This window comes from Achromobacter sp. AONIH1, from assembly GCF_002902905.1.
Lineage (GTDB): Bacteria > Pseudomonadota > Gammaproteobacteria > Burkholderiales > Burkholderiaceae_B > Achromobacter.
Genome location: NZ_CP026124.1, coordinates 6,077,936 through 6,099,905, shown reverse-complemented (window position 1 = coordinate 6,099,905; position 21,970 = coordinate 6,077,936). Strand labels below are relative to the sequence as shown.

At 67.2% G+C, this 21,970-nt stretch carries 19 protein-coding genes and 1 other RNA gene; 15 read left to right on the top strand and 5 right to left on the bottom strand.

The features are described from left to right. The first annotated feature begins 5 nt into the window (after nucleotides 1-5). The 10 genes from C2U31_RS27815 (at nucleotide 6) to C2U31_RS27765 (ending at nucleotide 8,872) form a co-directional block, all read left to right on the top strand. Nucleotides 6-404 carry a hypothetical protein gene (locus tag C2U31_RS27815; protein WP_103275757.1) on the top strand — a complete coding sequence of 133 codons (399 nt, stop codon included), beginning with the start codon at nucleotides 6-8 and terminating at the stop codon, nucleotides 402-404. Between the two features lie 325 nt (nucleotides 405-729). Beyond that, nucleotides 730-827: signal recognition particle sRNA small type (gene ffs / locus C2U31_RS27805), an RNA gene on the top strand. A 119-nt stretch (nucleotides 828-946) separates the two neighbouring features. Beyond that, on the top strand, nucleotides 947-3,124 hold the full coding sequence (locus tag C2U31_RS27800) for a DNA polymerase III subunit gamma/tau (RefSeq protein WP_103275755.1): 2,178 nt from the start codon (nucleotides 947-949) through the stop codon (nucleotides 3,122-3,124). A 48-nt stretch (nucleotides 3,125-3,172) separates the two neighbouring features. Then, a complete protein-coding gene (locus C2U31_RS27795; RefSeq protein ID WP_103275754.1) occupies nucleotides 3,173-3,499 on the top strand; it encodes a YbaB/EbfC family nucleoid-associated protein in 327 nt (108 codons plus the stop codon). A gap of 54 nt (nucleotides 3,500-3,553) precedes the next feature. After that, nucleotides 3,554-4,162, top strand: a complete 609-nt coding sequence (gene recR / locus C2U31_RS27790) for a recombination mediator RecR (RefSeq protein WP_103275753.1) — start codon at nucleotides 3,554-3,556, stop codon at nucleotides 4,160-4,162. Between the two features lie 83 nt (nucleotides 4,163-4,245). Next, nucleotides 4,246-5,535 (top strand): CaiB/BaiF CoA-transferase family protein, encoded by a 1,290-nt coding sequence (locus tag C2U31_RS27785; protein ID WP_103275752.1) that lies wholly within the window; start codon nucleotides 4,246-4,248, stop codon nucleotides 5,533-5,535. Further along, the gene (locus tag C2U31_RS27780; protein WP_103275751.1) at nucleotides 5,516-6,556 is read left to right on the top strand and encodes an ABC transporter substrate-binding protein; all 1,041 of its coding nucleotides are present in this window, start codon (nucleotides 5,516-5,518) and stop codon (nucleotides 6,554-6,556) included. The genes C2U31_RS27785 and C2U31_RS27780 overlap by 20 nt, the downstream gene beginning before the upstream one ends. Beyond that, a complete protein-coding gene (locus C2U31_RS27775) occupies nucleotides 6,549-7,355 on the top strand; it encodes an ABC transporter ATP-binding protein (protein WP_103275750.1) in 807 nt (268 codons plus the stop codon). Before C2U31_RS27780 ends, C2U31_RS27775 begins: the two co-directional genes overlap by 8 nt. 178 nt (nucleotides 7,356-7,533) lie before the next feature. After that, nucleotides 7,534-8,331 (top strand): ABC transporter permease, encoded by a 798-nt coding sequence (locus tag C2U31_RS27770; protein ID WP_103275749.1) that lies wholly within the window; start codon nucleotides 7,534-7,536, stop codon nucleotides 8,329-8,331. 13 nt (nucleotides 8,332-8,344) lie between these two features. Then, nucleotides 8,345-8,872 (top strand): carboxymuconolactone decarboxylase family protein, encoded by a 528-nt coding sequence (locus C2U31_RS27765; RefSeq protein ID WP_103275748.1) that lies wholly within the window; start codon nucleotides 8,345-8,347, stop codon nucleotides 8,870-8,872. A gap of 89 nt (nucleotides 8,873-8,961) precedes the next feature. On the opposite strand, the gene tal is transcribed toward C2U31_RS27765, so the two are convergent. Beyond that, on the bottom strand, nucleotides 8,962-9,915 hold the full coding sequence (tal, locus tag C2U31_RS27760) for a transaldolase (RefSeq protein WP_103275747.1): 954 nt from the start codon (nucleotides 9,913-9,915) through the stop codon (nucleotides 8,962-8,964). 246 nt (nucleotides 9,916-10,161) lie between these two features. Here tal and carA point away from each other — a divergent pair, with 246 nt between their 5' ends. The 4 genes from carA to C2U31_RS27740 all read left to right on the top strand — a co-directional run bounded on the left by carA (nucleotide 10,162) and on the right by C2U31_RS27740 (nucleotide 16,423). After that, nucleotides 10,162-11,316, top strand: a complete 1,155-nt coding sequence (carA, locus tag C2U31_RS27755) for a glutamine-hydrolyzing carbamoyl-phosphate synthase small subunit (RefSeq protein ID WP_199770908.1) — start codon at nucleotides 10,162-10,164, stop codon at nucleotides 11,314-11,316. A gap of 10 nt (nucleotides 11,317-11,326) precedes the next feature. Continuing rightward, nucleotides 11,327-14,569, top strand: a complete 3,243-nt coding sequence (carB, locus tag C2U31_RS27750) for a carbamoyl-phosphate synthase large subunit (protein WP_103275746.1) — start codon at nucleotides 11,327-11,329, stop codon at nucleotides 14,567-14,569. Between the two features lie 49 nt (nucleotides 14,570-14,618). Continuing rightward, nucleotides 14,619-15,515: a lipid A hydroxylase LpxO gene (gene lpxO, locus C2U31_RS27745; protein WP_103275745.1), complete on the top strand. Its 897-nt coding sequence runs from the start codon at nucleotides 14,619-14,621 to the stop codon at nucleotides 15,513-15,515. Between the two features lie 143 nt (nucleotides 15,516-15,658). Next, nucleotides 15,659-16,423: an SDR family oxidoreductase gene (locus C2U31_RS27740; protein ID WP_103275744.1), complete on the top strand. Its 765-nt coding sequence runs from the start codon at nucleotides 15,659-15,661 to the stop codon at nucleotides 16,421-16,423. Nucleotides 16,424-16,441: 18 nt separating this feature from the next. Here C2U31_RS27740 and C2U31_RS27735 read toward each other — a convergent pair whose 3' ends face one another. The 3 genes from C2U31_RS27735 to C2U31_RS27725 all read right to left on the bottom strand — a co-directional run bounded on the left by C2U31_RS27735 (nucleotide 16,442) and on the right by C2U31_RS27725 (nucleotide 18,093). Beyond that, nucleotides 16,442-17,086 (bottom strand): histidine phosphatase family protein, encoded by a 645-nt coding sequence (locus C2U31_RS27735; protein ID WP_103275743.1) that lies wholly within the window; start codon nucleotides 17,084-17,086, stop codon nucleotides 16,442-16,444. A gap of 126 nt (nucleotides 17,087-17,212) precedes the next feature. Then, nucleotides 17,213-17,629 carry a hypothetical protein gene (locus C2U31_RS27730; protein WP_103275742.1) on the bottom strand — a complete coding sequence of 139 codons (417 nt, stop codon included), beginning with the start codon at nucleotides 17,627-17,629 and terminating at the stop codon, nucleotides 17,213-17,215. Nucleotides 17,630-17,670: 41 nt separating this feature from the next. After that, nucleotides 17,671-18,093, bottom strand: a complete 423-nt coding sequence (locus tag C2U31_RS27725; protein WP_103275741.1) for a hypothetical protein — start codon at nucleotides 18,091-18,093, stop codon at nucleotides 17,671-17,673. A 301-nt stretch (nucleotides 18,094-18,394) separates the two neighbouring features. Between C2U31_RS27725 and C2U31_RS27720 the strand changes: the two genes are divergently transcribed. After that, entirely contained in the window at nucleotides 18,395-19,705 is a 1,311-nt protein-coding gene (locus C2U31_RS27720) for a solute carrier family 23 protein (RefSeq protein ID WP_103275740.1), read from the top strand. Between the two features lie 50 nt (nucleotides 19,706-19,755). Here the strand turns inward: C2U31_RS27720 and C2U31_RS27715 are convergent, their stop codons facing one another. Next, entirely contained in the window at nucleotides 19,756-21,378 is a 1,623-nt protein-coding gene (locus C2U31_RS27715; protein WP_103275739.1) for a methyl-accepting chemotaxis protein, read from the bottom strand. Nucleotides 21,379-21,970: the final 592 nt, after the last annotated feature.

Below are 21,970 nucleotides of genomic sequence, written 5' to 3'. Positions count from 1 at the left end.
CGAGCATGCACTGTCCCGTCCCGCGCCAGACCCGGCTCGTCGCCCTTTGTCTCGCGCGGTGCGTGGTCGTCGCCATCGTCGCGCTGCCCGCCGCCAGCCACGCCCTGTCGCCCGCCACCCACGCCGAGCGCACCTCCTGCGCCGGTGAAGGCAAGACCCTGCGCTCGCGCGACGCCGCCCGCCCGACCCAGGTCGAATTCATCAACCACGGCAAAGAAATCAAAACGATCTACTGGCTCAACTACGAAGGTCGCCGCGTCTACTACACCCGCCTGCAACCCGGCGACAGCTACATCCAGAAAACCTACGTCTCGCATCCCTGGGTCGTGACCTCCGACGACCTGGGCACCTGCGAAACCGCCGTGCTCCCCGTCCGCACCCCCAGCATCACCATCCTGAACTAGCCATCCAAGCCAAGGCAAAGAGAGCAAGGCAGAGCCGGCAAGGCGATGCCGGGCAAGCAGGGCAAGCAGGGCAAGCAGGGCAAGCAGGGCAAGCAGGGCAAGCAGGGCAAGCAGGGCAAGCAGGGCAGATCGGGCAAAGCAAGCAAGGCAAAGCGAAGCAAGCCACCCAGGCAAAGCGAAGCGAGCCAAAGCGGGCAAGCGAAGCAAAGCCCGCCCTCCCTCCCCCTCGGGGGGAGGGCCGGGGAGGGGGCGCACATCCAGGCCCCCTCGGGGGCCCACCAGCACGAATTCGCAGGCAGAGCGCAGCTCTGCTAGAATTCGTGCTGGCGGGCCCCTCCGCATGGTTCGACGGTGAACCTGGTCAGGTCGGGAACGAAGCAGCCATAGTCGTTTAGGGTCAGTGCCGGAGTCAGGCTCGCCAACCGGTTTTCGCAAAGGGGACGGGGTTATTTTCCACGGGGGATTCCCCGGAAGATGATTCCGTCCCTTTTGCATTTCGCGGGGGTAGGCAACGGCTCTTGCAAAGGCTCTACAATCCAGCCATGACTTATCTGGTACTGGCCCGCAAGTGGCGGCCGCGATCGTTCGATACCCTCGTGGGACAGGATCACGTGGTGCGCGCGCTCACGCACGCGCTGGACACCCAGCGACTGCACCACGCCTGGCTGTTCACCGGCACCCGAGGCGTGGGCAAGACCACGCTGTCGCGCATCCTGGCCAAGTCGCTCAACTGCGAAACCGGCATCACCTCCAAGCCCTGCGGCGTCTGTCGCGCCTGCACCGAGATCGATTCCGGCCGTTTCGTCGACTACCTCGAACTGGACGCGGCCTCGAACCGTGGCGTCGAGGAAATGACCCAGCTGCTCGAGCAGGCCGTCTACGCGCCGGGCGCGGGCCGCTTCAAGGTCTACATGATCGACGAAGTCCACATGCTGACCGGGCATGCGTTCAACGCCATGCTCAAGACGCTGGAAGAGCCGCCGCCGCACGTCAAATTCATCCTCGCGACCACCGATCCGCAGAAGATCCCGGTGACCGTGCTGTCGCGCTGCCTGCAGTTCAACCTGAAGCAGATGCCGGCCGACTCCATTGTCGGCCATCTGCAGGCCGTGCTGGGCCAGGAGCAGGTCGGCTTCGAGATTCCCGCGCTGCGCCTGATCGGCCAGGCGGCAGCCGGCTCCATGCGCGACGCCCTGTCGCTGACCGACCAGGCCATCGCCTACAGCGCCGGCAACCTGACCGAAGAAGCCGTGCGCGGCATGTTGGGCACGATCGACCAGCGTCATCTGGTGCGGCTGCTGGACGCACTGGCCACCGGCGACGCCAAGGGCGTGCTGGCCGTGGCCGACGAACTGGCCATCCGTGGTCTGTCCTATGCCGGCGCGCTGGCGGACCTGGCGGTGCTGCTCTCGCGCGTGGCGATCGAGCAGCGCGTGACCGGCGTGACGCCGGCGGAAGACCCGCTGGCCGCCGATATCTCGCGGCTGGCGCAGGCCCTGCATCCGGACGCCGTCCAGCTGTTCTATTCCGTCGCCGTGCACAGCCGTGGCGAGTTGACGCTGGCGCCCGACGAATACGCCGGCTTCATCATGGCCTGCCTGCGCATGCTGGCGCTGAACGGCGAGGCCGGCCCGCAGACCGCGCTGGAAGCGCCGGCCGCGCCGGCGCGCCAGACGGCCGAACCCGCCGTTGCCGCCGCCGCGCCTGTCTCGACCCCGGCGCCCGTGGCTGCGCCGCATCCGCAAGCGGCAGAGGTCGAAGCGTCGGTTGCACCGGCCCCGGCGCCTGTCGTCGCGCCTGAATCTGCTGCGCCCGCGCAGCCGACGCCGGCCGTCGCGCCGCAAGCGGCCGCGTCCCAGGCCGTTGCCCCGCAATCCGGCATGCCTGCCGCGCCAGCCACGGAGGAATCCGCAAGCGTTGCCCCCGTGGTTCAGGCCGCGCCTGCAAGGCCGGCCGAGCCTTCCGCCGCGCCCGAGTCCGCGCCGGAAGGCGTGCCGCCTTGGGAAGAGTTGCCCGATGCCGCGCCTGCCGCCGTACAAGCCAAGCCCGGCGCCGCCGCGCTGGCAGTGACGCCGGCGGCCTCCGCCGTCACGGCGCCCGCGCCGGCGCAGGATGAACCCGATGGCCCGCCGTCCTGGGTCGATGAGGAAATTCCCTACGAAGCCGAAGGCGGCTTCGTGCCGGACAGCGGCTTCACGTCCGATCCGGATGACGAATTCGAAACGCTGGCCAGCGCGCCGTCATCGGCCGCGCCGGCCGCCGCCGCGCCGGTCCGCCGAGAAGCGCCGCCCACGCGCAAGCGCCAGTCCCGCGCCCGCATCGCCGACATGACGCAGGCTTCCTGGCCCGAGCTGGCCGCGCGCCTGCCGGTCACCGGCCTGGCGGCCGAACTGGCGCGCCAGAGCGAATGGGTCGGCGTGCAGGGCGACGCCATCGTGCTGCGCGTGGCCGTGAAGACGCTGGCCGAAAGCGAAAGCCGCGTGCGCCTGCAGACCGTGCTGTGCGAACACTTCGGCCAGGGCATCCGCCTGGACGTGGACGTGGGCGCGGTCGGCGATGCCACTGCGCATGCCGTGGCCCAGGCCGAGCGTGCCGCGCGCCAGCAGGCCGCCGAGGACGCGGTCGCCGTCGATCCCTTCGTGCAGGCCCTGGTATCCGATTTCGGCGGCCAGGTGGTGGCCGGTTCGGTCCGCCACGTGGACGCCTCCGCCGCCCGCTAGCGCGGCGGCACATTCCCGATCACACCCCTTAGTTCAAGGAACATCGCCATGATGAAAGGACAACTGGCCGGCCTGATGCGCCAGGCGCAGCAGATGCAGGAAAACATGAAGAAGGCGCAGGACGCGCTGGCCGAGATCCAGGTCGAGGGCGCCTCGGGCGGCGGCCTGGTCAAGGTCACCATGACCTGCCGCCACGACGTCAAGCGCGTCGCCATCGACCCGTCGCTGCTGGGCGACGACAAGGACATGCTGGAAGACCTGGTGGCCGCGGCGTTCAACGACGCGCTGCGCAAGGCCGAGGCGACCTCGCAGGAAAAGATGGCGTCGGTGACCGCCGGCATGCCCATGCCCCCGGGCATGAAGTTCCCCTTCTGATGTCGCGCGCCCGCGCCACGGACAACTGACTAGCCTGGTTGAGGCCGCCGCGTCATGGATCCCCAACTGCCTGAACCCGAACCACTGGTCTCGCTGATCGAGGCCCTGCGGCGCCTGCCCGGCGTGGGCGTGCGTTCGGCCCGGCGCATGGCCTACCACCTGATGCAGCACGATCTGCAGGGTGCGGACATGCTGGGCCGGGCGCTGGCAGGCGCGGTGCAGAACCTGCGCCACTGCGCGCGCTGCAACAGCTTCACCGAAGACGAGATCTGCTCCACCTGCGCCAATCCCAAGCGCGATCCCTCGCTGCTGTGCATCGTCGAGACGCCGGCGGACCAGAACATGATCGAGTCCAGCCACGGCTACCGTGGCCTGTACTACGTGCTGATGGGCCGGGTCGCGCCGCTGGAGGGCATCGGCCCGCGCGAGCTGGATTTCGACCGCGTCATCCGTCGCGCCACCGACGGCGTGGTGCAGGAAGTCATCCTGGCCACCAACTTCACCGCCGAGGGCGAGACCACCGCCCACTTCCTGGGCGAGGCCCTGTCCGAGCGCGGGCTGAAGGTCACGCGGTTGGCGCGCGGCGTGCCGGCGGGCAGCGAGCTTGAGTACGTGGACGCCGGCACCATCGCCTGGGCACTGATGGAGCGCAAGAGCACCTAGACCTATCGCGTCGCCCAGGCGACGCGGCGCACGGCCGCGGCAATGTATCGCGGCTGGCGTCATCCACCAGAGGAAGACAAACCATGTCGGCTTTGACAGGGCTGAAAGTCCTGGAGTTGGGCACGCTCATCGCGGGCCCATTCGCGGCGCGCATCTTCGGCGAATTCGGCGCCGACGTCATCAAGGTGGAAACCCCGCACGGCCCGGACGGCTCGGGCGGCGGCGACCCCATACGCAGCTGGCGCCATTTGCACCAGGGCAACTCGCTGTGGTGGTCGGTGCAGGCGCGCAACAAGCGCTCCATCGCGCTCAACCTCAAGGATCCGCGCGCCCGCGACATCGCGCGTCAGCTGGCGCTGGAGGCCGACGTGGTGGTCGAGAACTACCGTCCCGGCGTGCTGGAGAAGTGGGGCCTGGGCTACGAGCAGCTGCGCGCGCTGAATCCCGCGACCATCATGGTGCGCCTGTCCGGTTACGGGCAGACCGGGCCGATGAAGGACCAGCCGGGTTTCGGCGCCATCGGCGAATCCATGGGCGGCCTGCGCTATGTGTCGGGCCATCCGGACCGGCCGCCCCTGCGGGTCGGCATCTCCATCGGCGATTCGATCGCCGCGCTGCATGGCGTGATCGGCGCGATGATGGCGCTGCGCCATCGCGACGCCACAGGCGGCCGCTGGAACGGCCAGGCTGGCGAGGCCTGCCGGGCGGGGCAGGGCCAGATGGTGGACGTGGCGCTGTACGAGGCCGTGTTCAACATGATGGAAAGCCTGGTGCCCGAGTACGACGTGGCCGGCGTGGTGCGCGAGCGCACCGGCGGCGCGCTGCCGGGTATCGTGCCATCCAACACCTACACCACCCGCGACGGCCAGAACGTGGTCATCGCCGGCAACGGCGACGCCATCTTCCGCCGCCTGATGCAGGCCATCGGCCGCGAGGACCTGGCCGCCGATCCCGACCTGGCGCGCAACGACGGCCGCGCCCGCCGCGTCGAGGAGATCGACGGCGCCATCCAGCAATGGTGCGGCGGACGCGACATCGACGAGGCGCTGGGCACGCTCAAACGGGCCGATGTGCCCGTGGGCAAGATCTACAGCGTGGCCGACATGTTCGCCGATCCGCAGTTCCTGGCGCGCGGCATGATCGAGCAGCATCGCTTCACCGACGGCTCACCGGTCAAGCTGCCGGCGGTGGTGCCGAAGCTGTCCGAAACGCCTGGCGGCACGCGCTGGATCGGGCCGGAATTAGGGGAACATACCGAGGAAGTCCTGAAATCGCTGGGGTATGATTCAGCGGCTATCGACGAGCTGGCGAAGACCGGCGCCATCGGTAGGCCCGAGAACCAGGAGACAAGCAATGACAGTCACTCGTCGTGATCTGCTCAAGATGGCCGGCGCCGCCGGCGTCATGGGCATGGCCCCCGCCATCGTGCGCGCGCAGAAGCTGGAAAAGACCAAGGTTCAGATCGCCGTCGGCGGCAAGCCGCTGATCTACTACCTGCCGCTATCCATCGCCGAAGCGCGGGGCTATTTCAAGGACGAAGGGCTGGACGTGAGCATCGCCGACTTCGCCGGCGGCTCCAAGGCCCTGCAGGCCGTGGTGGGAGGCAGCGCCGACGTGGTGTCGGGCGCCTTCGAGCACACGCTGGCCATGCAGTCCAAGGGTCAGTTCTACCGCGCCTTCGCTCTGCAAGGCTGCGCGCCCATGATCGGCGTGGGTGTGTCGAAGAAGGCCATGCCTGGCTACAAGGGCCCGGCGGACCTCAAGGGCAAGAAGATCGGCGTGACCGCGCCGGGCTCGTCCACCAACATGGTGGTCAACTTCTTCCTGGCCAGGCACGGCCTGAAGGCCTCCGACGTGTCCATCATCGGCGTGGGCGCCGGCGCGGGCGCGGTGACCGCGCTGCGCAGCGGCCAGATCGACGCCATCTCGAATACCGACCCGGTGGTGTCCATGCTGGAGATGCCGGGCGAGATCCAGATCATCGTCGACACGCGCACGCTCAAGGACACGCAGGCGATCTTCGGCGGCAATATGCCGGCCGGCTGCCTGTATGCGCCGCAGGCCTTCATCGACGCCAATCCCAACACCACCCAGGCATTGGCCAACGCGCTGGTGCGCGCCGACAAGTGGATCCAGAAGGCCGGCCCCGATGAAATCGCCAAGGTCGTGCCCGAAAGCTATCTGCTGGGCGACCCGGCCGTGTACAAGACCGCCATCTCCAAGAGCCTGGAAGGCCTGTCGCCCGACGGGCTGATCCCGGAAGACGGCGCGGCCACCGCGCTCAAGGCGCTGGCTGCCTACCAGGCCGATTTCGACGCCGCCAAGATCGACGCCTCGAAGGTCTGGACCAACGATTTCGCGCGCCGCGCCAACGAGAAGTACCCCAATGGCTGAAGCCGCGCTCGCGCTGGAAAACATCAGCTGCACCTTTGTTTCCCGCGACGACCGCTCGCAACGCTACACCGCGGTCAGCGACACCTCCCTGGCCATCGCGCCGGGGGAGTTCGTGTCCGTGGTCGGCCCCACCGGCTGCGGCAAGTCCACCTTGCTGAACGTCGGCGCCGGCCTGCTGGCGCCGTCTTCGGGGCAGGTCAAGGTCTTCGGCCAGCCGCTGTCGGGCATCAATGCCCGCGCCGGCTACATGTTCCAGGGCGAGGCGCTGCTGCCGTGGCGCAGCGCGCTGGACAACGTGATGGCCGGCCTGGATTTCGCCGGCGTGCCGCGCCAGGAAGGCGAGACGCGGGGCCGCGAATGGATGCGCCGCGTCGGCCTGGGCGGTTTCGAGGACCGCTACCCGCACCAGATGTCCGGCGGCATGCGCAAGCGCGTGATGCTGGCGCAGACGCTGATCCGCGATCCCGACATCATCCTGATGGACGAGCCGTTCTCGGCGCTGGACATCCAGACGCGCCAGCTGATGGAAAACGAAGTGCTGGACCTGTGGATGGCCAAGCGCAAGGCCGTGCTCTTCATCACTCACGACCTGGACGAGGCCATCGCCATGAGCGACCGCGTGGTGGTGCTGTCGGCCGGGCCCGGCACGCATCCGATCGGCGAGTTCGCCATCGACCTGCCGCGTCCGCGCGACGTGGCCGAGGTGCGCACTCATCCGCGTTTCGTCGAGCTGCACGCCGCGATCTGGGGCGTGCTGCGCGAGGAAGTGCTCAAGGGCTATGCGCAACAAAGGAAATGATCCCCCCCGAAGCGCCTGCGGCGCTTCCCCCCCAGGGGGGCGCCGCGGGCGGCCCGGCAAAGCCGGCTCCGCGGCGGCCCCGCTTTGACGGCAGTCTGGCTTTGATGGCGGCCGTTACTTTGGTCGTGAGGCGTGTCTGTGGCAAAAGGGGGGTGCAATTGCAGAACGGAAGATTGACATGTCGAAGTCTCTGATCAAACCGGGTTCGGCCAGCCTGCGCTTCTGGCAGTTGCTGCTGCTGGTCGTGATCCTGGGCGTCTGGCATCTGGCCTCGCGCGATCCCAAGGTGGCGTTCTTCTTCGGCGAGCCGCTGAAGGTGTGGGGCCGCATCTGGGCGTGGTTCGTCACCAACGCCGACATCTACACGCATCTGTGGGTGACGCTGACCGAGACCGTGCTGGCGTTCTTCATCGGCACGGCGGCGGGCCTGGGGGCGGGGCTGTGGCTGGGGCTGTCGCCGCTGGCCAGCGCGATCCTGGATCCCTACATCAAGGCGGCCAACTCGATGCCGCGAGTGATCCTGGCGCCCATCTTCGGCATGTGGTTCGGCCTGGGCATCTGGTCCAAGGTGGCGCTGGCCGTGACGCTGGTGTTCTTCATCGTGTTCTTCAACGTCTACCAGGGCGTGCGCGAGGTCAGCCCCACGCTGCTGGACAACGCGCGCATGCTGGGCGCGCGCCGCCGCCAGCTGCTGCGCCACGTGTACCTGCCGTCCGCCACCAGCTGGGTGTTCTCCAGCCTGCACACCTCCGTCGGCCTGGCCTTCGTGGGCGCGGTGGTGGGCGAGTACCTGGGTTCGGCCAGCGGCGTGGGCTACCTGATCCTGCAGGCCGAGGGCACTTTCGATGTGAACACCGTGTTCGCGGGCATCGTGGTGCTGACGGCGTTCGCGCTGGCGCTGGACTACATGGTCGGCCTGAGCGAGAAGCGCCTGATGAAGTGGCAGCCCAAGTCGGGCGAAACCGAAAAGATCTGAACGGAGCCAGACCATGGCGCGCATCCCCTACGCAGACCTGTCCCATCCCGAGGCCCAGCCGCTGGTCGAGCGCATCGTCGCCGAGCGCGGCAGCGTGCTGCATCTGTACCAGATGCTGCTGCACAGCCCGGCGGTGGCCGGCGGCTGGCTCAACTACCTGACCTCGATCCGCCAGCTCAGCACCTTGCCGGGCGACCTGCGCGAGCTGGTCATCATGCGGGTGGCGGTGCTGAACGGCGCGCCCTACGAGGCCGACCAGCATGCGCCGATCGCGTTGAAGGAAGGCGTGACGCAGGCGCAGCTGGATGCGCTGGACGGCTGGCAGGACTCGGCGCTGTTCGACGCGCGCGAGCGCGCCGTGCTGGCCTATACCGACGCCATGACGCGTCAGGTGCAGGTGCCCGACGCCGTGTTCCAGGCCGCGCGCCAGGCCATGGGCAGCGACAAGCTGCTGGTCGAGCTGACGGCCACGGTGGCTGCCTACAACATGGTGTCGCGCTTCCTGGAAGCCTTGCAGGTCCATACGCACGATCACCGCTGATGGCGAGCTCGGCTGCAGGCGGCTGCGGCGCGAGACAGGATGAAAAAGGCCGGGCTTGCCGCCCGGCCTTTGTTTGCCCGCCGTGGAGCCTAGCCGCGCTGCGCTTCGATCAGCGCGTCCAGCTTGACCGCGTCCGCGACGAACAGCCGGATGCCTTCGGACAGTTTTTCCGTGGCCATGGCGTCCTCGTTGAGCAGGCCGCGGAAGCTGATCTCGTCCGAAGCGATGCGCGCGATGCCGTCGGCGCCATCGCCGGCGCGCAGCTGCGCGGGCGCGTCGCCTTCGGTGGCCGCCAGCTTGTTCAGCAGCTCGGGGCTGATGGTGAGCAGGTCGCAGCCCGACAGCGCCAGGATCTGGCCCACGTTGCGGAAGCTGGCGCCCATGATCTCGGTGGCGATGCCGAACTGCTTGTAGTAGCGGTAGATGCGGGTCACCGACAGCACGCCGGGATCGTTCGGGCCGGCGTTGGCGGCCTCGTCCCAGCCGGCGCCGGCGGCCTTCTTGTGCCAGTCGTAGATGCGGCCCACGAAGGGCGAGATCAGCTGCACGCCGGCGTCGGCGCAGGCGACCGCCTGCGGCAGCGAGAACAGCAGCGTCAGGTTGCAGCGGATGCCTTCGGCCTGCAGCGCGCGGGCCGCCTGGATGCCTTCCCAGGTGGAGGCGATCTTGATCAGCACGCGCTCGCGCGCGATGCCGGCCGCTTCATACAGCGCGATCAGGCTGCGCGCGCGCTCGACGGTGGCGCGGGTGTCGAAGGACAGGCGCGCGTCGACCTCGGTCGACACGCGGCCTGGCACGATGTTCAGGATGGCCTGGCCGAAGGCCACCAGCAGGCGGTCCATCAGTTCGGCGGTCGAAGCGCCGCGATGGTCGCGCGCGGTCCGTTCCAGCAGGGGGCGGTAGGCGTCCTGCTGCACGGCCTTTAGTATCAGGGACGGGTTGGTGGTGGCGTCGGTGGGGCGCAAGGCCTTCATGGCTTCGAAGTCCCCGGTGTCGGCGACCACGGTGGTGTGAAGGCGCAATGCGTCGAGTTGGCTGGACATGGGCGGTGCGGCTCGCTGCTAGGGGATTGCGGCCGCCGGCAGCCCTTGCCGGGCGCGGCGACCTGGAACAGGCCCTAGCGTATCACCGTCGCGATGTCGCGGGCCGGCGCGCGGCCGGGCGACGATGCGCGGCCGGCAGGATGAAATCACCCGTTTCGGCCTTATTTGGCGCGGTTTCCCGGGAATTAGGGCCGCTCAAGGTATAATCCGAAGGTTTAATTATAGATTCTGAAACCGGGGTTTACTGTGCTGCCGCAACTCTTTCCCGAGGGGCTCAACCGCTTCCCTCCTGCAATTCTGGCTCTGGCGGACGGTACCATTTTTCGAGGCGTATCGATCGGTGCGCCTGGCCATACGGTCGCCGAGGTGGTGTTCAACACCGCCATGACCGGGTACCAGGAAATTCTCACCGATCCCAGCTATAGCGGCCAGATCGTCACGCTGACCTATCCGCACATCGGCAACACCGGCGTTAACGCCGAGGACGTCGAGGCGAACCGCGTCTACGCCTCCGGCCTGGTGGTCCGCGACTGTCCGGCCCGCGTGTCGAACTTCCGTTCCACGCAATCGCTGCCCGAGTACCTTGCCGAGCAGGGCATCGTCGCCATTTCCGGCATCGACACCCGCAAGCTCACGCGCATTCTGCGCGAGAAGGGCGCCCAGGGCGCCTGCATCTTCGTCGGCGCCGACGCCGAGCGCGCCGTCGAGCTGGCGCGCGGCTTCCCCGGCATGGCCGGCCAGGACCTGGCCCGCGTCGTGTCCATCAAGGACCGCGCCGACTGGACCCAGGGCACCTGGGAGCTGGGCGAAGGCTACACCGCGCCCGACCAGTCCCGTTTCCACGTCGTGGCCTACGACTTCGGCGTCAAGAGCAACATCCTGCGCCTGCTGGCCGATCGCGGCTGCCGCATCACGCTGGTGCCGGCCCAGACCACGGCCGACGAAGTCCTCAAGCTCAATCCCGACGGCGTGTTCCTGTCCAACGGCCCCGGCGACCCCGAGCCCTGCGACTACGCCATCGAAGCCACCCGCAAGTTCCTGGACCAGAAGCTGCCCGTGTTCGGCATCTGCCTGGGCCACCAGATCATGGGCCTGGCGGTGGGCGGCAAGACCGTCAAGATGAAGACCGGCCACCACGGCGCCAACCACCCCGTGCAGGACCTGGCGTCCAAGCGCGTGTTCATCACCAGCCAGAACCACGGTTTCGCGGTGGACGCGGCCAGCCTGCCCGCCAACGCGCGCACCACGCACGTCTCGCTGTTCGACGGCACGCTGCAGGGCTTCGAGCTCACCGACCGTCCGGCCTTCTGCTTCCAGGGCCACCCCGAGGCCAGCCCCGGCCCGCACGACATCGTCGTGCTGTTCGACAAGTTCATCAGCCTGATGGCCGGCCAAAAGTAAAGATCGCATCATGCCCAAGCGTACAGACCTAAAAAGCATCCTCATCATCGGCGCCGGCCCCATCATCATCGGGCAGGCCTGCGAGTTCGACTATTCGGGCGCCCAGGCGTGCAAGGCGCTCAAGGCCGAGGGCTACCGCACCATCCTGGTGAACAGCAACCCGGCCACCATCATGACGGACCCGGAAACGGCCGACGTCACCTACATCGAGCCCATCACCTGGCAGGCGGTCGAGAAGATCATCGAGCGCGAGAAGCCCGATGCGCTGCTGCCCACGATGGGCGGCCAGACCGCGCTGAACTGCGCGCTGGACCTGGCTCACCACGGCGTGCTGAAGAAGCACAACGTCGAGCTGATCGGCGCCAACGAGCACGCCATCGAGAAGGCCGAGGACCGCCAGAAGTTCAAGCAGGCCATGACCGACATCGGCCTGGAATCGGCCAAGTCGGGCGTCGCCCACAGCATGGACGAGGCCTGGGAAGTGCAGCGCCGCATCGCCGCGGAAGTCGGCACCTCGGGCTTCCCCGCCGTGATCCGCCCCAGCTTCACCATGGGCGGCTCGGGCGGCGGCATCGCCTACAACGCCGAGGAATTCGAAACCATCTGCCGCCGCGGCCTGGAAGCCTCGCCCACCAGCGAGCTGCTGATCGAGGAATCGCTGCTGGGCTGGAAGGAATTCGAGATGGAAGTGGTTCGCGACAAGGCGGACAACTGCATCATCGTCTGCTCCATCGAGAACCTGGATCCGATGGGCGTGCACACCGGCGACTCCATCACGGTGGCGCCGGCGCAGACGCTGACGGACAAGGAATACCAGATCATGCGCAACGCGTCGATCGCCGTGCTGCGCGAGATCGGCGTGGACACGGGCGGCTCGAACGTGCAGTTCGCGGTCAACCCGAAGAACGGCCGCATGATCGTCATCGAGATGAACCCGCGCGTGTCGCGTTCGTCGGCGCTGGCCTCCAAGGCCACCGGCTTCCCCATCGCCAAGGTCGCCGCGCGCCTGGCCGTCGGCTACACGCTCGATGAGCTGAAGAACGAAATCACCGGCGGCGCCACGCCCGCCTCGTTCGAGCCCTCGATCGACTACGTGGTCACCAAGGTGCCGCGTTTCGCGTTCGAGAAATTCCCCACCGCCGACGCGCGCCTGACCACCCAGATGAAGTCGGTCGGCGAAGTCATGGCCATCGGCCGTACCTTCCAGGAATCGTTCCAGAAGGCGCTGCGCGGGCTGGAAGTCGGCGTGGATGGCCTGAACCAGAAGACCACCGACCGCGAGAAGCTGCAGGTCGAGCTGGGCGAGCCCGGCCCCGAGCGCATCTGGTACGTGGGCGACGCCTTCGCCCAGGGCTTCACGCTGGACGAAGTGCACAACATCACGCACATCGACCCGTGGTTCCTGTCGCAGATCAAGGAAATCGTCGACATCGAACTGGCGCTCGAGCAGAAGACGCTGTCCGACCTGGATTACGCCACCCTGTGGGAACTGAAGCGTCGCGGCTTCTCTGACCGCCGCCTGGCCTTCCTGCTGGATTCGTCCGAGTCCGAGGTGCGCAAGCTGCGTCACCAGCTCAACGTGCGTCCCGTGTACAAGCGCGTGGACACCTGCGCCGCCGAGTTCGCCACCCGCACGGCCTACATGTATTCGACCTACGAGGAAGAGTGCGAAGCCGCGCCCACCGACCGCAAGAAGATCGTGGTGCTGGGCGGCGGTCCGAACCGCATCGGCCAGGGCATCGAGTTCGACTACTGCTGCGTGCACGCCGCGCTGGCGCTGCGCAACGACGGGTTCGAGACCATCATGGTCAACTGCAACCCGGAAACCGTGTCCACCGACTACGACACCTCCGACCGCCTGTACTTCGAGCCGCTGACGCTGGAAGACGTGCTGGAGATCGTGCACAAGGAAAACCCGGTCGGCATGATCGTCCAGTACGGCGGCCAGACCCCGCTGAAGCTGGCGCGCGCGCTGGAAGCCAATGGCGTGCCCATCATCGGCACCAGCCCCGAGTCCATCGACGTGGCCGAGGACCGCGAGCGCTTCCAGAAGCTGCTGCACAAACTCGGTCTGCGCCAGCCGCCCAACCGCACGGCCCGCACCGAGAACGAAGCGCTGGCCCACGCCGCCGAGATCGGCTACCCGCTGGTGGTGCGCCCGAGCTACGTGCTGGGCGGCCGCGCGATGGAAATCGTGCACGAGCAGCAGGACCTGGAGCGCTACATGCGCGAAGCGGTCAAGGTCAGCAACGATTCTCCGGTGCTGCTGGACCGCTTCCTGAACAACGCCACCGAAGTCGACGTGGACTGCCTGTCCGATGGTGAAACCGTCTTCATCGGCGGCGTCATGGAACACATCGAGCAGGCCGGCGTGCACTCGGGCGACTCCGCCTGCAGCCTGCCGCCGTACTCGCTGTCGGCCGACGTGATCGCCGAGATCAAGCGCCAGACCGCGATGATGGCCAAGGCCCTGAACGTCAACGGCCTGATGAACGTGCAGTTCGCGATCCAGGGCGGCGACGTCTACGTGCTGGAAGTGAACCCGCGCGCCTCGCGCACGGTGCCCTACGTGTCCAAGGCCACCGGCCTGCAACTGGCCAAGATCGCCGCGCGCGCCATGGCCGGCCGCAAGCTGGCCGACCAGGGTGTCACCAAGGAAGTCGTGCCGCCTTACTTCTCGGTCAAGGAAGCCGTGTTCCCGTTCGTCAAGTTCCCGGGCGTGGACACCATCCTGGGACCGGAAATGAAGTCGACCGGCGAAGTCATGGGCGTGGGCAACAGCTTCGGCGAAGCCTTCGTCAAGTCGCAGCTGGCCGCCGGCGTGCGCCTGCCGGAATCCGGCACGGCGTTCATCAGCGTGAAGAATCAGGACAAGCCCCGCGCCGTGGAAGTGGCGCGCGGCCTGCACGCCCTGGGCTTCAAACTGGTCGCCACGCGCGGCACGGCCGCCGAGATCGAGGCCGCCGGCATTCCGGTGCAGCTGGTGAACAAGGTCACCGAAGGTCGTCCGCACATCGTCGACATGGTGAAGAACGGCGAGATCTCGCTGGTCATCAACACCGTCGAAGAGCGTCGCAACGCCATCGCCGACTCGCGCACCATCCGCACGCAGTCGCTGGCCGCGCGCGTGACGTTCTTCACGACCATCGCCGGCGCCCGCGCCGCCGTTGAGGGCATGCAGTACCTGCGCCAAGGCCTGGGCCTGCAGGTGTACCCGTTGCAGGAACTTCACGCGTCCCTGGCGGACAAATAAGGCTCTCGGGCGTGCGTGGCACGCCCGAAGTCATTCTGGAGGTGTAGGGATGAAGTGGTTCATTCTTGCGTTATTCATCGTTTGCGCCACGGTCGTGCATTTCCGTGGCCGGGTCAGGCACAGGTTCTCGCGGCAGGCGCTGGATCATTCCACGTTCACCGCGCCGCTGAACTGCTTCATGTACGCGTTTTCCAGCGTGCCGAACCAGCCGTACCTGGACCTGAAGGACTTTCCCGAGCTGAAGGTGCTGCTGGACCGTTGCGACGAGATCCGCGAAGAGGCCTTGCGCCTGTTCGGCGACGGGCATATCAAGGCATCCGACAAGTACAACGACGCCGGCTTCAACTCGTTCTTCAAGAGCGGCTGGAAGCGCTTCTACCTGAAGTGGTATGACGCCGACCATCCCTCGGCCAGCGCGCTGTGCCCGGTCACGACGGAACTGCTCAAGGGCATCCCGAACATCAAGGCCGCCATGTTCGCCTCGCTGCCCCCGGGTAGCCGGCTGCCGCGCCACCGCGATCCCTATGCCGGTTCGCTGCGCTTTCACATGGGCCTGATCACGCCCAACAGCCCCGACTGCTACATCAATGTCGACGGCGAGACCTACTACTGGCGCGACGGCGAGGCCGTGGTCTTTGACGAGACCTTCATCCACTACGCCGAGAACAAGACGGATCAGAACCGGATCATCCTGTTCGCCGACGTCGAGCGTCCGATGCGCTTTCGCTGGGCCCAGGCCGTCAACCGCGTGGTGGGCGGCTTCCTGCTGCGCGCGGCGGCCGCGCCCAACCAGGAAGGCGACAAGACCGGCGGCATCAACCGCATCTTCGGCGCCGTGTATGCGGTGCGCCGGGTCGGCAAGGCCCTGAAGAAGCGCAGCCAGCCGCTGTACTACCTGACCAAGTGGCTGCTGGTGGGCGGCATCCTGGCCTGGATCTTCCTGTAGGACGGCCAGCGCACGGCATCCGTCCAGGCAGGTTCCGGGCGGCTTTGCTGTAGCATGAAGGCGGTGCTTTCCGGTGACGGGGCGCCGCCTTTTTTCTGCCCGCCGCCCGCCGGTCCCCCTACTTTCCGACCTCTCCATCCGTCATGAACCGAGTCTTCATCACCGGCGCCAGCAGCGGTCTGGGTCGCGCGCTGGCGCAGCGCTACGCCGAGACCGGCGCGACCCTGGGCCTGCTGGGCCGTCGCGAGACGGCCTTGCGGGAATTGGCCGCCAGCCTGCCCGGACAGCACCGCTGCTATGCCGTGGACGTGCGCGACCGCCAGGCCCTGCATGCGGCCGCCACGGATTTCATCGCCTTCTGCCAGGGGCGGGTGGACGTGGTGATCGCCAGCGCCGGCATCAGCGCCGGCACCTTGACCGAGCATGGCGAGGACTATGACGTGTTCAAGGCCATCGTCGATACCAACCTGCTGGCCACCGTGGCGACCTTCGAGCCTTTCGTCGGCGCGATGCGCGACGCCGGCGGCGGGCGGCTGGTGGGAATTTCCAGCGTGGCCGGCGTGCGCGGGCTGCCGGGGGCGGGCGCCTACAGCGCGTCCAAGTCGGCGGTGACGACCTATTGCGAAAGCCTGAGGCTGGAACTGGCGGGGGACGGCATCCGGGTCGTGACCATCGCGCCGGGCTACATCAAGACCGCGATGACGGCGCACAACCCCTATTCGATGCCATTCCTGATGGATGCCGGGGATTTCGCCCGGCGCGCCCATGTCGCCATCGAGCGCGGCGCGTCGTATCGGGTGATTCCGTGGCAGATGGGCGTGGTGGCGCGGCTGATGCGCCTGTTGCCCAATGCGGTCTATGACAGGCTGGCGCGCAACGCGCCGCGCAAGCCGCGCAAGGCGGGCTGATTCCGTCCGCCCGGGGCGTCAGCGCACCACGTCGTTGCGCGTTTCGCCGCTCACGTGGCTGACGTCGCCCCAATCCAGCACCTGCCATTCGCGACCGCTCACGCCGACGCGGTTGATGCTGACGTTCAGCATCGACGCGTCGCGCGGGGCGTTGAGCGGCACGCCGCTGGCGTGGCGCCAGACGATGTCCAGCACGCCGCCGTGCGTGAACAGCATGATGCGCTCGCCGCCGTGGCGTCCGGCGATGTCGTCCACCGTGGAAATCACGCGCGACTGGAACTGGCCCAGCGTTTCGCCGCCGTCCAGCGGGCGCAGCGGATCGCGGCTTTTCCAGGAGGCCGCCGCCGCCGGGGCCAGCGTGTCGATGTGTTCCAGATCCAGCCCTTCCAGCACGCCGAAGCCGCGTTCGCGGATGCCGGGCTCGGTGCGGATGCGCAGGTCCAACTGCTCGGCCACGGGCTGAGCGGTATCGCGGGCGCGTTGCAGATCGCTGCTGTAGAGGGCGTCGAAGCGCGTCTGGACGGCCTCGTCGCGCATGCGCGCGGCCAGTTGCGCGGCCTGCTGCCGGCCGGCCTCGTTCAGCGGAATGTCTTGCCAGCCTTGCAGGCGGCGCTGGCGGTTCCAGTCGGTTTCGCCGTGGCGGATGAACCAGATTTCAGTCATGCGGGGTACGTAGCGGTAAGGGAAGTGGATCCCGGGAGCTTAACGCGACGCGCGGCGTCGCGCTAACCGCGCACCCATCGACTATTGCGCTGTCCCGCAGTGCGGACGCATCCACCGGGCAGCACACTAGCCCTGCGCCGCGCGCACGCGCCGTTCGGCGCTCTTCATCTGCTCGGACTGGACCTTGGCGATCATGCCCTGGATATTGACCGCCTGCGTGTTCAGCGTCTGAATCTGGTCCAGCTTCTGCTCGCTGGGCAGGTCGGCATTCTGTGCTTCCTTCAATTGCTGCATCACGCGCGCCAGCTGGGCATAGAGCTGCTTCAGGGTACGCGTGTATTCGTCCTCGGGTTCGGCCGAGGCGGATTCCTGGCTTTGGGCGACGCTGCCCAACTTGCCGCCGTTGACGCGCACGCTGGCCGATGGGTCGGCCGGGTCGGCCGTGCTGGCGGCCTCCTTGGCTTCCTTGTTGGCGCGGATCTTCTGTGCCCACAGGTCCAGCATGCTGCTGTGGGAACTGCCATTGATGGGATCGATGGGCACGGGCGGCTCCGAAAGCGTGCGGCAGCGGAAGGGGAAGAGGGCTAGCCGGCCGCCTTGGCCGCCTTGGCCTTGGCAATCAGGACCTTCTGGATCTGGCCCATGATCTGCGTGGCCTGCGAATTCAGGGACTGCAGCTGTTCCGATTTCTGCTCCGCCGGCATGCTGCTGGCCTCGATCTTGCGGATCTGCTCCATGACCTTGCTCAGCTGGCGCAGCAACTGCTTGATCTGGCGGGTGTAGATGTCGTCGTCTTCCTTGGGCTCGAGGTCCGCGGCCTCTTCGGCCTTCTTGTTCGAGCCGTTCAGGCCGCTTTGCTCGCCGTTCAGACGCAGCTTGCCGTCCGCCGAGATGGTGACCGGATCCGAGCCGTCCGCGCTCTTGTCCTCTCTGTTCGCCCGGATTTTCTGGTTCCAGAGGTCGAACATGGCGTTATTCGAGGTGCTGCCGATAGGGTTGATGGCCATGATAGTCCCGCGTTGTTGGTGATTTTCTGGGGTAGGTCCTGACAAGTACGGCATTTCGGCGCTGAAATTAAGGCCCACCCCCGAGGCGCTTGCGCGCCTCCCCCTCAAGGGGGCATGCCTGCGGACCGGCGGAGCCGGATCCGTGGCATCCCGCTGGTGCGCGCGTTACATGTTTTATGGGGGAGGACTTAAATATTGCAGGGGGTTCGTGCGGGCCTTTACACTGGCGCCCGCCCGTCGCTTGGCTCACTGGAGCGGGCGCCGTCCGGGCTCATCGACCCGACAACATCCTGGGGAATCCATGTCCAAATCGTACTTTCCGCGCTGGCGCCTGGCGGACGACGCCGAGCCCGGCGTCATCATCGCGCCCGACGAAAGGCTGTCCTGGCCCAAGAACGTGGCCATGGGCGCGCAGCACGTGGTCGCCATGTTCGGCTCCACGGTGCTGGCGCCGCTGCTGATGGGGTTCGATCCGAACGTCGCCATCCTGATGTCGGGCATCGGCACGCTGATCTTCTTTCTGTTCGTGGGCGGGCGGGTGCCGAGCTACCTGGGGTCCAGTTTCGCCTTCATCGGCGGCGTCATCGCCGTCACCGGCTATGCGGGCGGCGGCGCCAACGCCAATATCGGCGTGGCGCTGGGCGCCATCATCGCCTGCGGCCTGGCCTATACCCTGATCGGCCTGATCGTCTGGGCCGTTAATGCGCGCGCCGGCGGCGGGGCGGGCTGGATCGACACGCTGATGCCGCCGGTGGTGACCGGTGCCGTGGTGGCCGTGATCGGCCTGAACCTGGCGCCCATCGCGGCCAAGGGCGCGATGGGGCAGTCGGGCTTCGACACCGCCATGGCCCTCGTCACCGTCCTGTGCGTGGGCGGCATCGCCGTGTACACGCGCGGCATGGTGCAGCGGCTGCTGATCCTGGTGGGCCTGATCCTGGCCTGCGTGGTGTACGTGATCTGCGCCAATGTCCTGGGCCTGGGCAAGCCCGTGGACTTCGCGGGCGTGACGGCGGCGGCCTGGTTCGGCCTGCCTCATTTCGCGGCGCCGGTGTTCAAGGCCGAGGCCATGGGCCTGATCGTGCCGGTCGCCATCATTCTGGTTGCCGAGAACCTGGGCCACGTCAAGGCGGTCAGCGCCATGACGGGCCAGGACCTGGACCGCTACCTGGGCCGCGCGTTCGTCGGTGACGGCGTGGCCACCATGGTGTCCGGCGCGGTCGGCGGCACCGGCGTCACCACCTATGCCGAGAACATCGGCGTGATGGCCGTGACCCGCATCTATTCCACCCTGGTCTTCGTGGTGGCGGCCCTGATCGCCATCGTGCTGGGCTTCTCGCCCAAGTTCGGCGCCCTGATCCAGACCATCCCGGCGCCCGTGCTGGGCGGCATGTCGGTCGTGGTGTTTGGCCTGATCGCCGTGGCCGGCGCCCGTATCTGGGTGGTGAACCAGGTCGATTTCAGCGATAACCGCAACCTGATCGTGGCCGCGGTCACGCTGGTGCTGGGCGCGGGTGATTTCACCGTCAAGCTGGGTAATTTCACGCTGGGCGGGATCGGCACCGCCACGTTCGGCGCCATCATCCTGTACGCCTTGCTGCGTCGCAGGAAATAAGGCCCGCCGGGCCGGGCGTGGAGCGCCCGGCCCGATCAGGCCTGCCTGGCTCAGGGGCGCGACAGGCGCGTCGCCCGGGCGCCATGGGCCAGGACGGCCGCCGGTTCGGCCTCGATCACCTGACCCGACTGGGTCTTGAACACCGCCGTGGCCTCGGCCAGCTTGCGCGCCTGGTCCTCCATGGCCGAGGCGGCGGCCGAGGCCTCTTCCACCAGCGCGGCGTTCTGCTGCGTCACCTCGTCCATCTGCGATACCGCCAGGGTGATCTGGTCGATGCCGCCGGCCTGCTCGGCCGAGGCCGCCGAGATTTCGCCCATGATGTCGGCCACGCGCTGCACCGAGGTCACGATTTCCTGCATGGTCTGGCCGGCGGCCGTGACGTGGGCCGAGCCCGACGCCACGGTGTCCACCGAGGTTTCGATCAGGGTCTTGATTTCCTTGGCTGCCTGAGCCGCCCGCTGGGCCAGCGTGCGGACTTCGCCGGCGACGACCGCGAAGCCCTTGCCCTGTTCGCCGGCGCGCGCGGCTTCCACGGCGGCGTTCAGGGCCAGGATATTCGTCTGGAAGGCGATGCCGTCGATGACCGAAACGATGTCGGCGATGCGTTTCGAGCTGTCCGAAATGCCCTGCATGGTCTGGACCACCTGGCCCACGGTCTGCCCGCCGCGTTGCGCCACTTCCATGCTGACGGCCGCGAGCTGGTTGGCCTGGGCGGCGTTGTCGGCGTTCTGCTTCACCGTGGCCGCCAGCTGTTCCATGGTGGCGGCGGTCTGCTCCAGCGCGGCGGCCTGTTCTTCCGTGCGGCTGGACAGGTTGGCGTTGCCGGCGGCGATCTCGGCCGAGCCGATGTTGATCTCGTCCACGCCCTGGCGCACCGTGGAAACGGTGCGGGTCAGGCCCTCCTGCATGCGCTTGAGCGCCGCGAACAGGGCGCCGATTTCATTGTTGGAACGGGTTTCCACCCGACTGGTCAGGTCGCCGCCCGCGATGCGGTCGAAGTGCATGCCGGCTTCCCGCAGCGGCAGCAGCACGCCGCGGCGGATGAAGGCCCAGCACAACGCGGCCAGCAGCAGGGCGGTGGACAGCAGGGCGATGGCCGAAATCCGGGCCGAGGCGTAGGTCCGCTGCGAGCTGTCGAGCACCGCGTCGCTGCGCTCGGCCACCCGGCCCAGGAAGGCCTGCATGTCCTTGGTGAAGCCTTCATCGATCTGGCGCAGCTTGCGCTGCCCTTCCTGGTAGCGAGGGACGGCGTTTTCCTTCAGCGCGGAATACTGCGCATCCAGGGCGGCGGCGTATTCGCTGAACCGGGCCTGCAGCGTTTGCGCCAGTTGTTGTCCGCGCTCGGTCTTGGGCACGGCCATATACCTGGCATAGCGTTCACGCGCCATTTGCAATTGGCTGTTGGCGGTCTGGAGGAATATCGCCGCCTGATCCGCGGAACCGGATTGCAGCTCGGATATGGTCGCATCCAGGGCCAGGCGGGTGCGCAGCAGGGCGCCATTCGCTTCATACAGCGGGTCGACCTGGTGCACGGCGACATTATTCAGGTCTTCTATTTCCGCGACGCTGCGCTGGGCATTAATCCAGCCCAGCCCGCAAGCGAGCGCCAGGGCAGTAACGAAGCAGAACAGCACCAGCAGCATTCCGGTACGGACTTTCAGTTTTTCCAGCATGAGAGAGCTCCTCGGTCTTGGACGCGACCCATCGCGCGCCGGGAAATTCCCCCGCCCGGACAGCGCCATGGGAGGCGGATGTCGCGCCGAATGACTGCGATGCATCCGCCGGACTGCAACACGCACAATCAATCGTTCTCGCGGTGAGTTTTTGGAAGAAACTCCGCGACCCCGTTTTAGTAATAAAGAGAAGCGCCGGTTGAAATGCCGGTTGTTTTTAATTGTTCATTAATAAGGCAACTTTCCGGTTATACCTTCTTTGGGCATTTTGACTACGGTTTTTTACACACGCGCGGCTATCAAAAACCGTGTCGATATTGGGCAGTATCTTTTATGCAACGAACGATTTATTCGTAATAAACAGCGGGTGAAGACGGTGGGAATGGGCGGAGGGTCGAAAGCGGCGCGCAGGCGGGCGCGGTCATCCTGAAATGGCAGTCTGCCCCGGGCACCGCAGTGTTGGCGGATGGATGCAGCTGGAGCGGAAAGCTCGCGCAAAGCCTGGAGAGTTCTTGGTGGTTGTCAGCTGGCACAGCCCGCATCTGGCGGTTTCTTGCGTGGAAACGCCGGTTTCTCGCGGGTTACGGCGGCG

What these genes read in the sequence shown, in the direction of transcription:
- C2U31_RS27725 (WP_103275741.1), bottom strand. Translation starts at nt 18,093, where the DNA reads ATGGCCATCAACCCTATCGGCAGCACCTCGAATAACGCCATGTTCGAC.
- C2U31_RS27775 (WP_103275750.1), top strand. Translation starts at nt 6,549, where the DNA reads ATGGCTGAAGCCGCGCTCGCGCTGGAAAACATCAGCTGCACCTTTGTT.
- C2U31_RS27735 (WP_103275743.1), bottom strand. Translation starts at nt 17,086, where the DNA reads ATGACTGAAATCTGGTTCATCCGCCACGGCGAAACCGACTGGAACCGC.
- C2U31_RS27765 (WP_103275748.1), top strand. Translation starts at nt 8,345, where the DNA reads ATGGCGCGCATCCCCTACGCAGACCTGTCCCATCCCGAGGCCCAGCCG.
- carB (WP_103275746.1), top strand. Translation starts at nt 11,327, where the DNA reads ATGCCCAAGCGTACAGACCTAAAAAGCATCCTCATCATCGGCGCCGGC.
- tal (WP_103275747.1), bottom strand. Translation starts at nt 9,915, where the DNA reads ATGTCCAGCCAACTCGACGCATTGCGCCTTCACACCACCGTGGTCGCC.
- C2U31_RS27785 (WP_103275752.1), top strand. Translation starts at nt 4,246, where the DNA reads ATGTCGGCTTTGACAGGGCTGAAAGTCCTGGAGTTGGGCACGCTCATC.
- C2U31_RS27720 (WP_103275740.1), top strand. Translation starts at nt 18,395, where the DNA reads ATGTCCAAATCGTACTTTCCGCGCTGGCGCCTGGCGGACGACGCCGAG.
- C2U31_RS27740 (WP_103275744.1), top strand. Translation starts at nt 15,659, where the DNA reads ATGAACCGAGTCTTCATCACCGGCGCCAGCAGCGGTCTGGGTCGCGCG.
- recR (WP_103275753.1), top strand. Translation starts at nt 3,554, where the DNA reads ATGGATCCCCAACTGCCTGAACCCGAACCACTGGTCTCGCTGATCGAG.
- C2U31_RS27815 (WP_103275757.1), top strand. Translation starts at nt 6, where the DNA reads ATGCACTGTCCCGTCCCGCGCCAGACCCGGCTCGTCGCCCTTTGTCTC.
- lpxO (WP_103275745.1), top strand. Translation starts at nt 14,619, where the DNA reads ATGAAGTGGTTCATTCTTGCGTTATTCATCGTTTGCGCCACGGTCGTG.
- C2U31_RS27770 (WP_103275749.1), top strand. Translation starts at nt 7,534, where the DNA reads ATGTCGAAGTCTCTGATCAAACCGGGTTCGGCCAGCCTGCGCTTCTGG.
- C2U31_RS27780 (WP_103275751.1), top strand. Translation starts at nt 5,516, where the DNA reads ATGACAGTCACTCGTCGTGATCTGCTCAAGATGGCCGGCGCCGCCGGC.
- C2U31_RS27795 (WP_103275754.1), top strand. Translation starts at nt 3,173, where the DNA reads ATGATGAAAGGACAACTGGCCGGCCTGATGCGCCAGGCGCAGCAGATG.
- C2U31_RS27800 (WP_103275755.1), top strand. Translation starts at nt 947, where the DNA reads ATGACTTATCTGGTACTGGCCCGCAAGTGGCGGCCGCGATCGTTCGAT.
- C2U31_RS27715 (WP_103275739.1), bottom strand. Translation starts at nt 21,378, where the DNA reads ATGCTGGAAAAACTGAAAGTCCGTACCGGAATGCTGCTGGTGCTGTTC.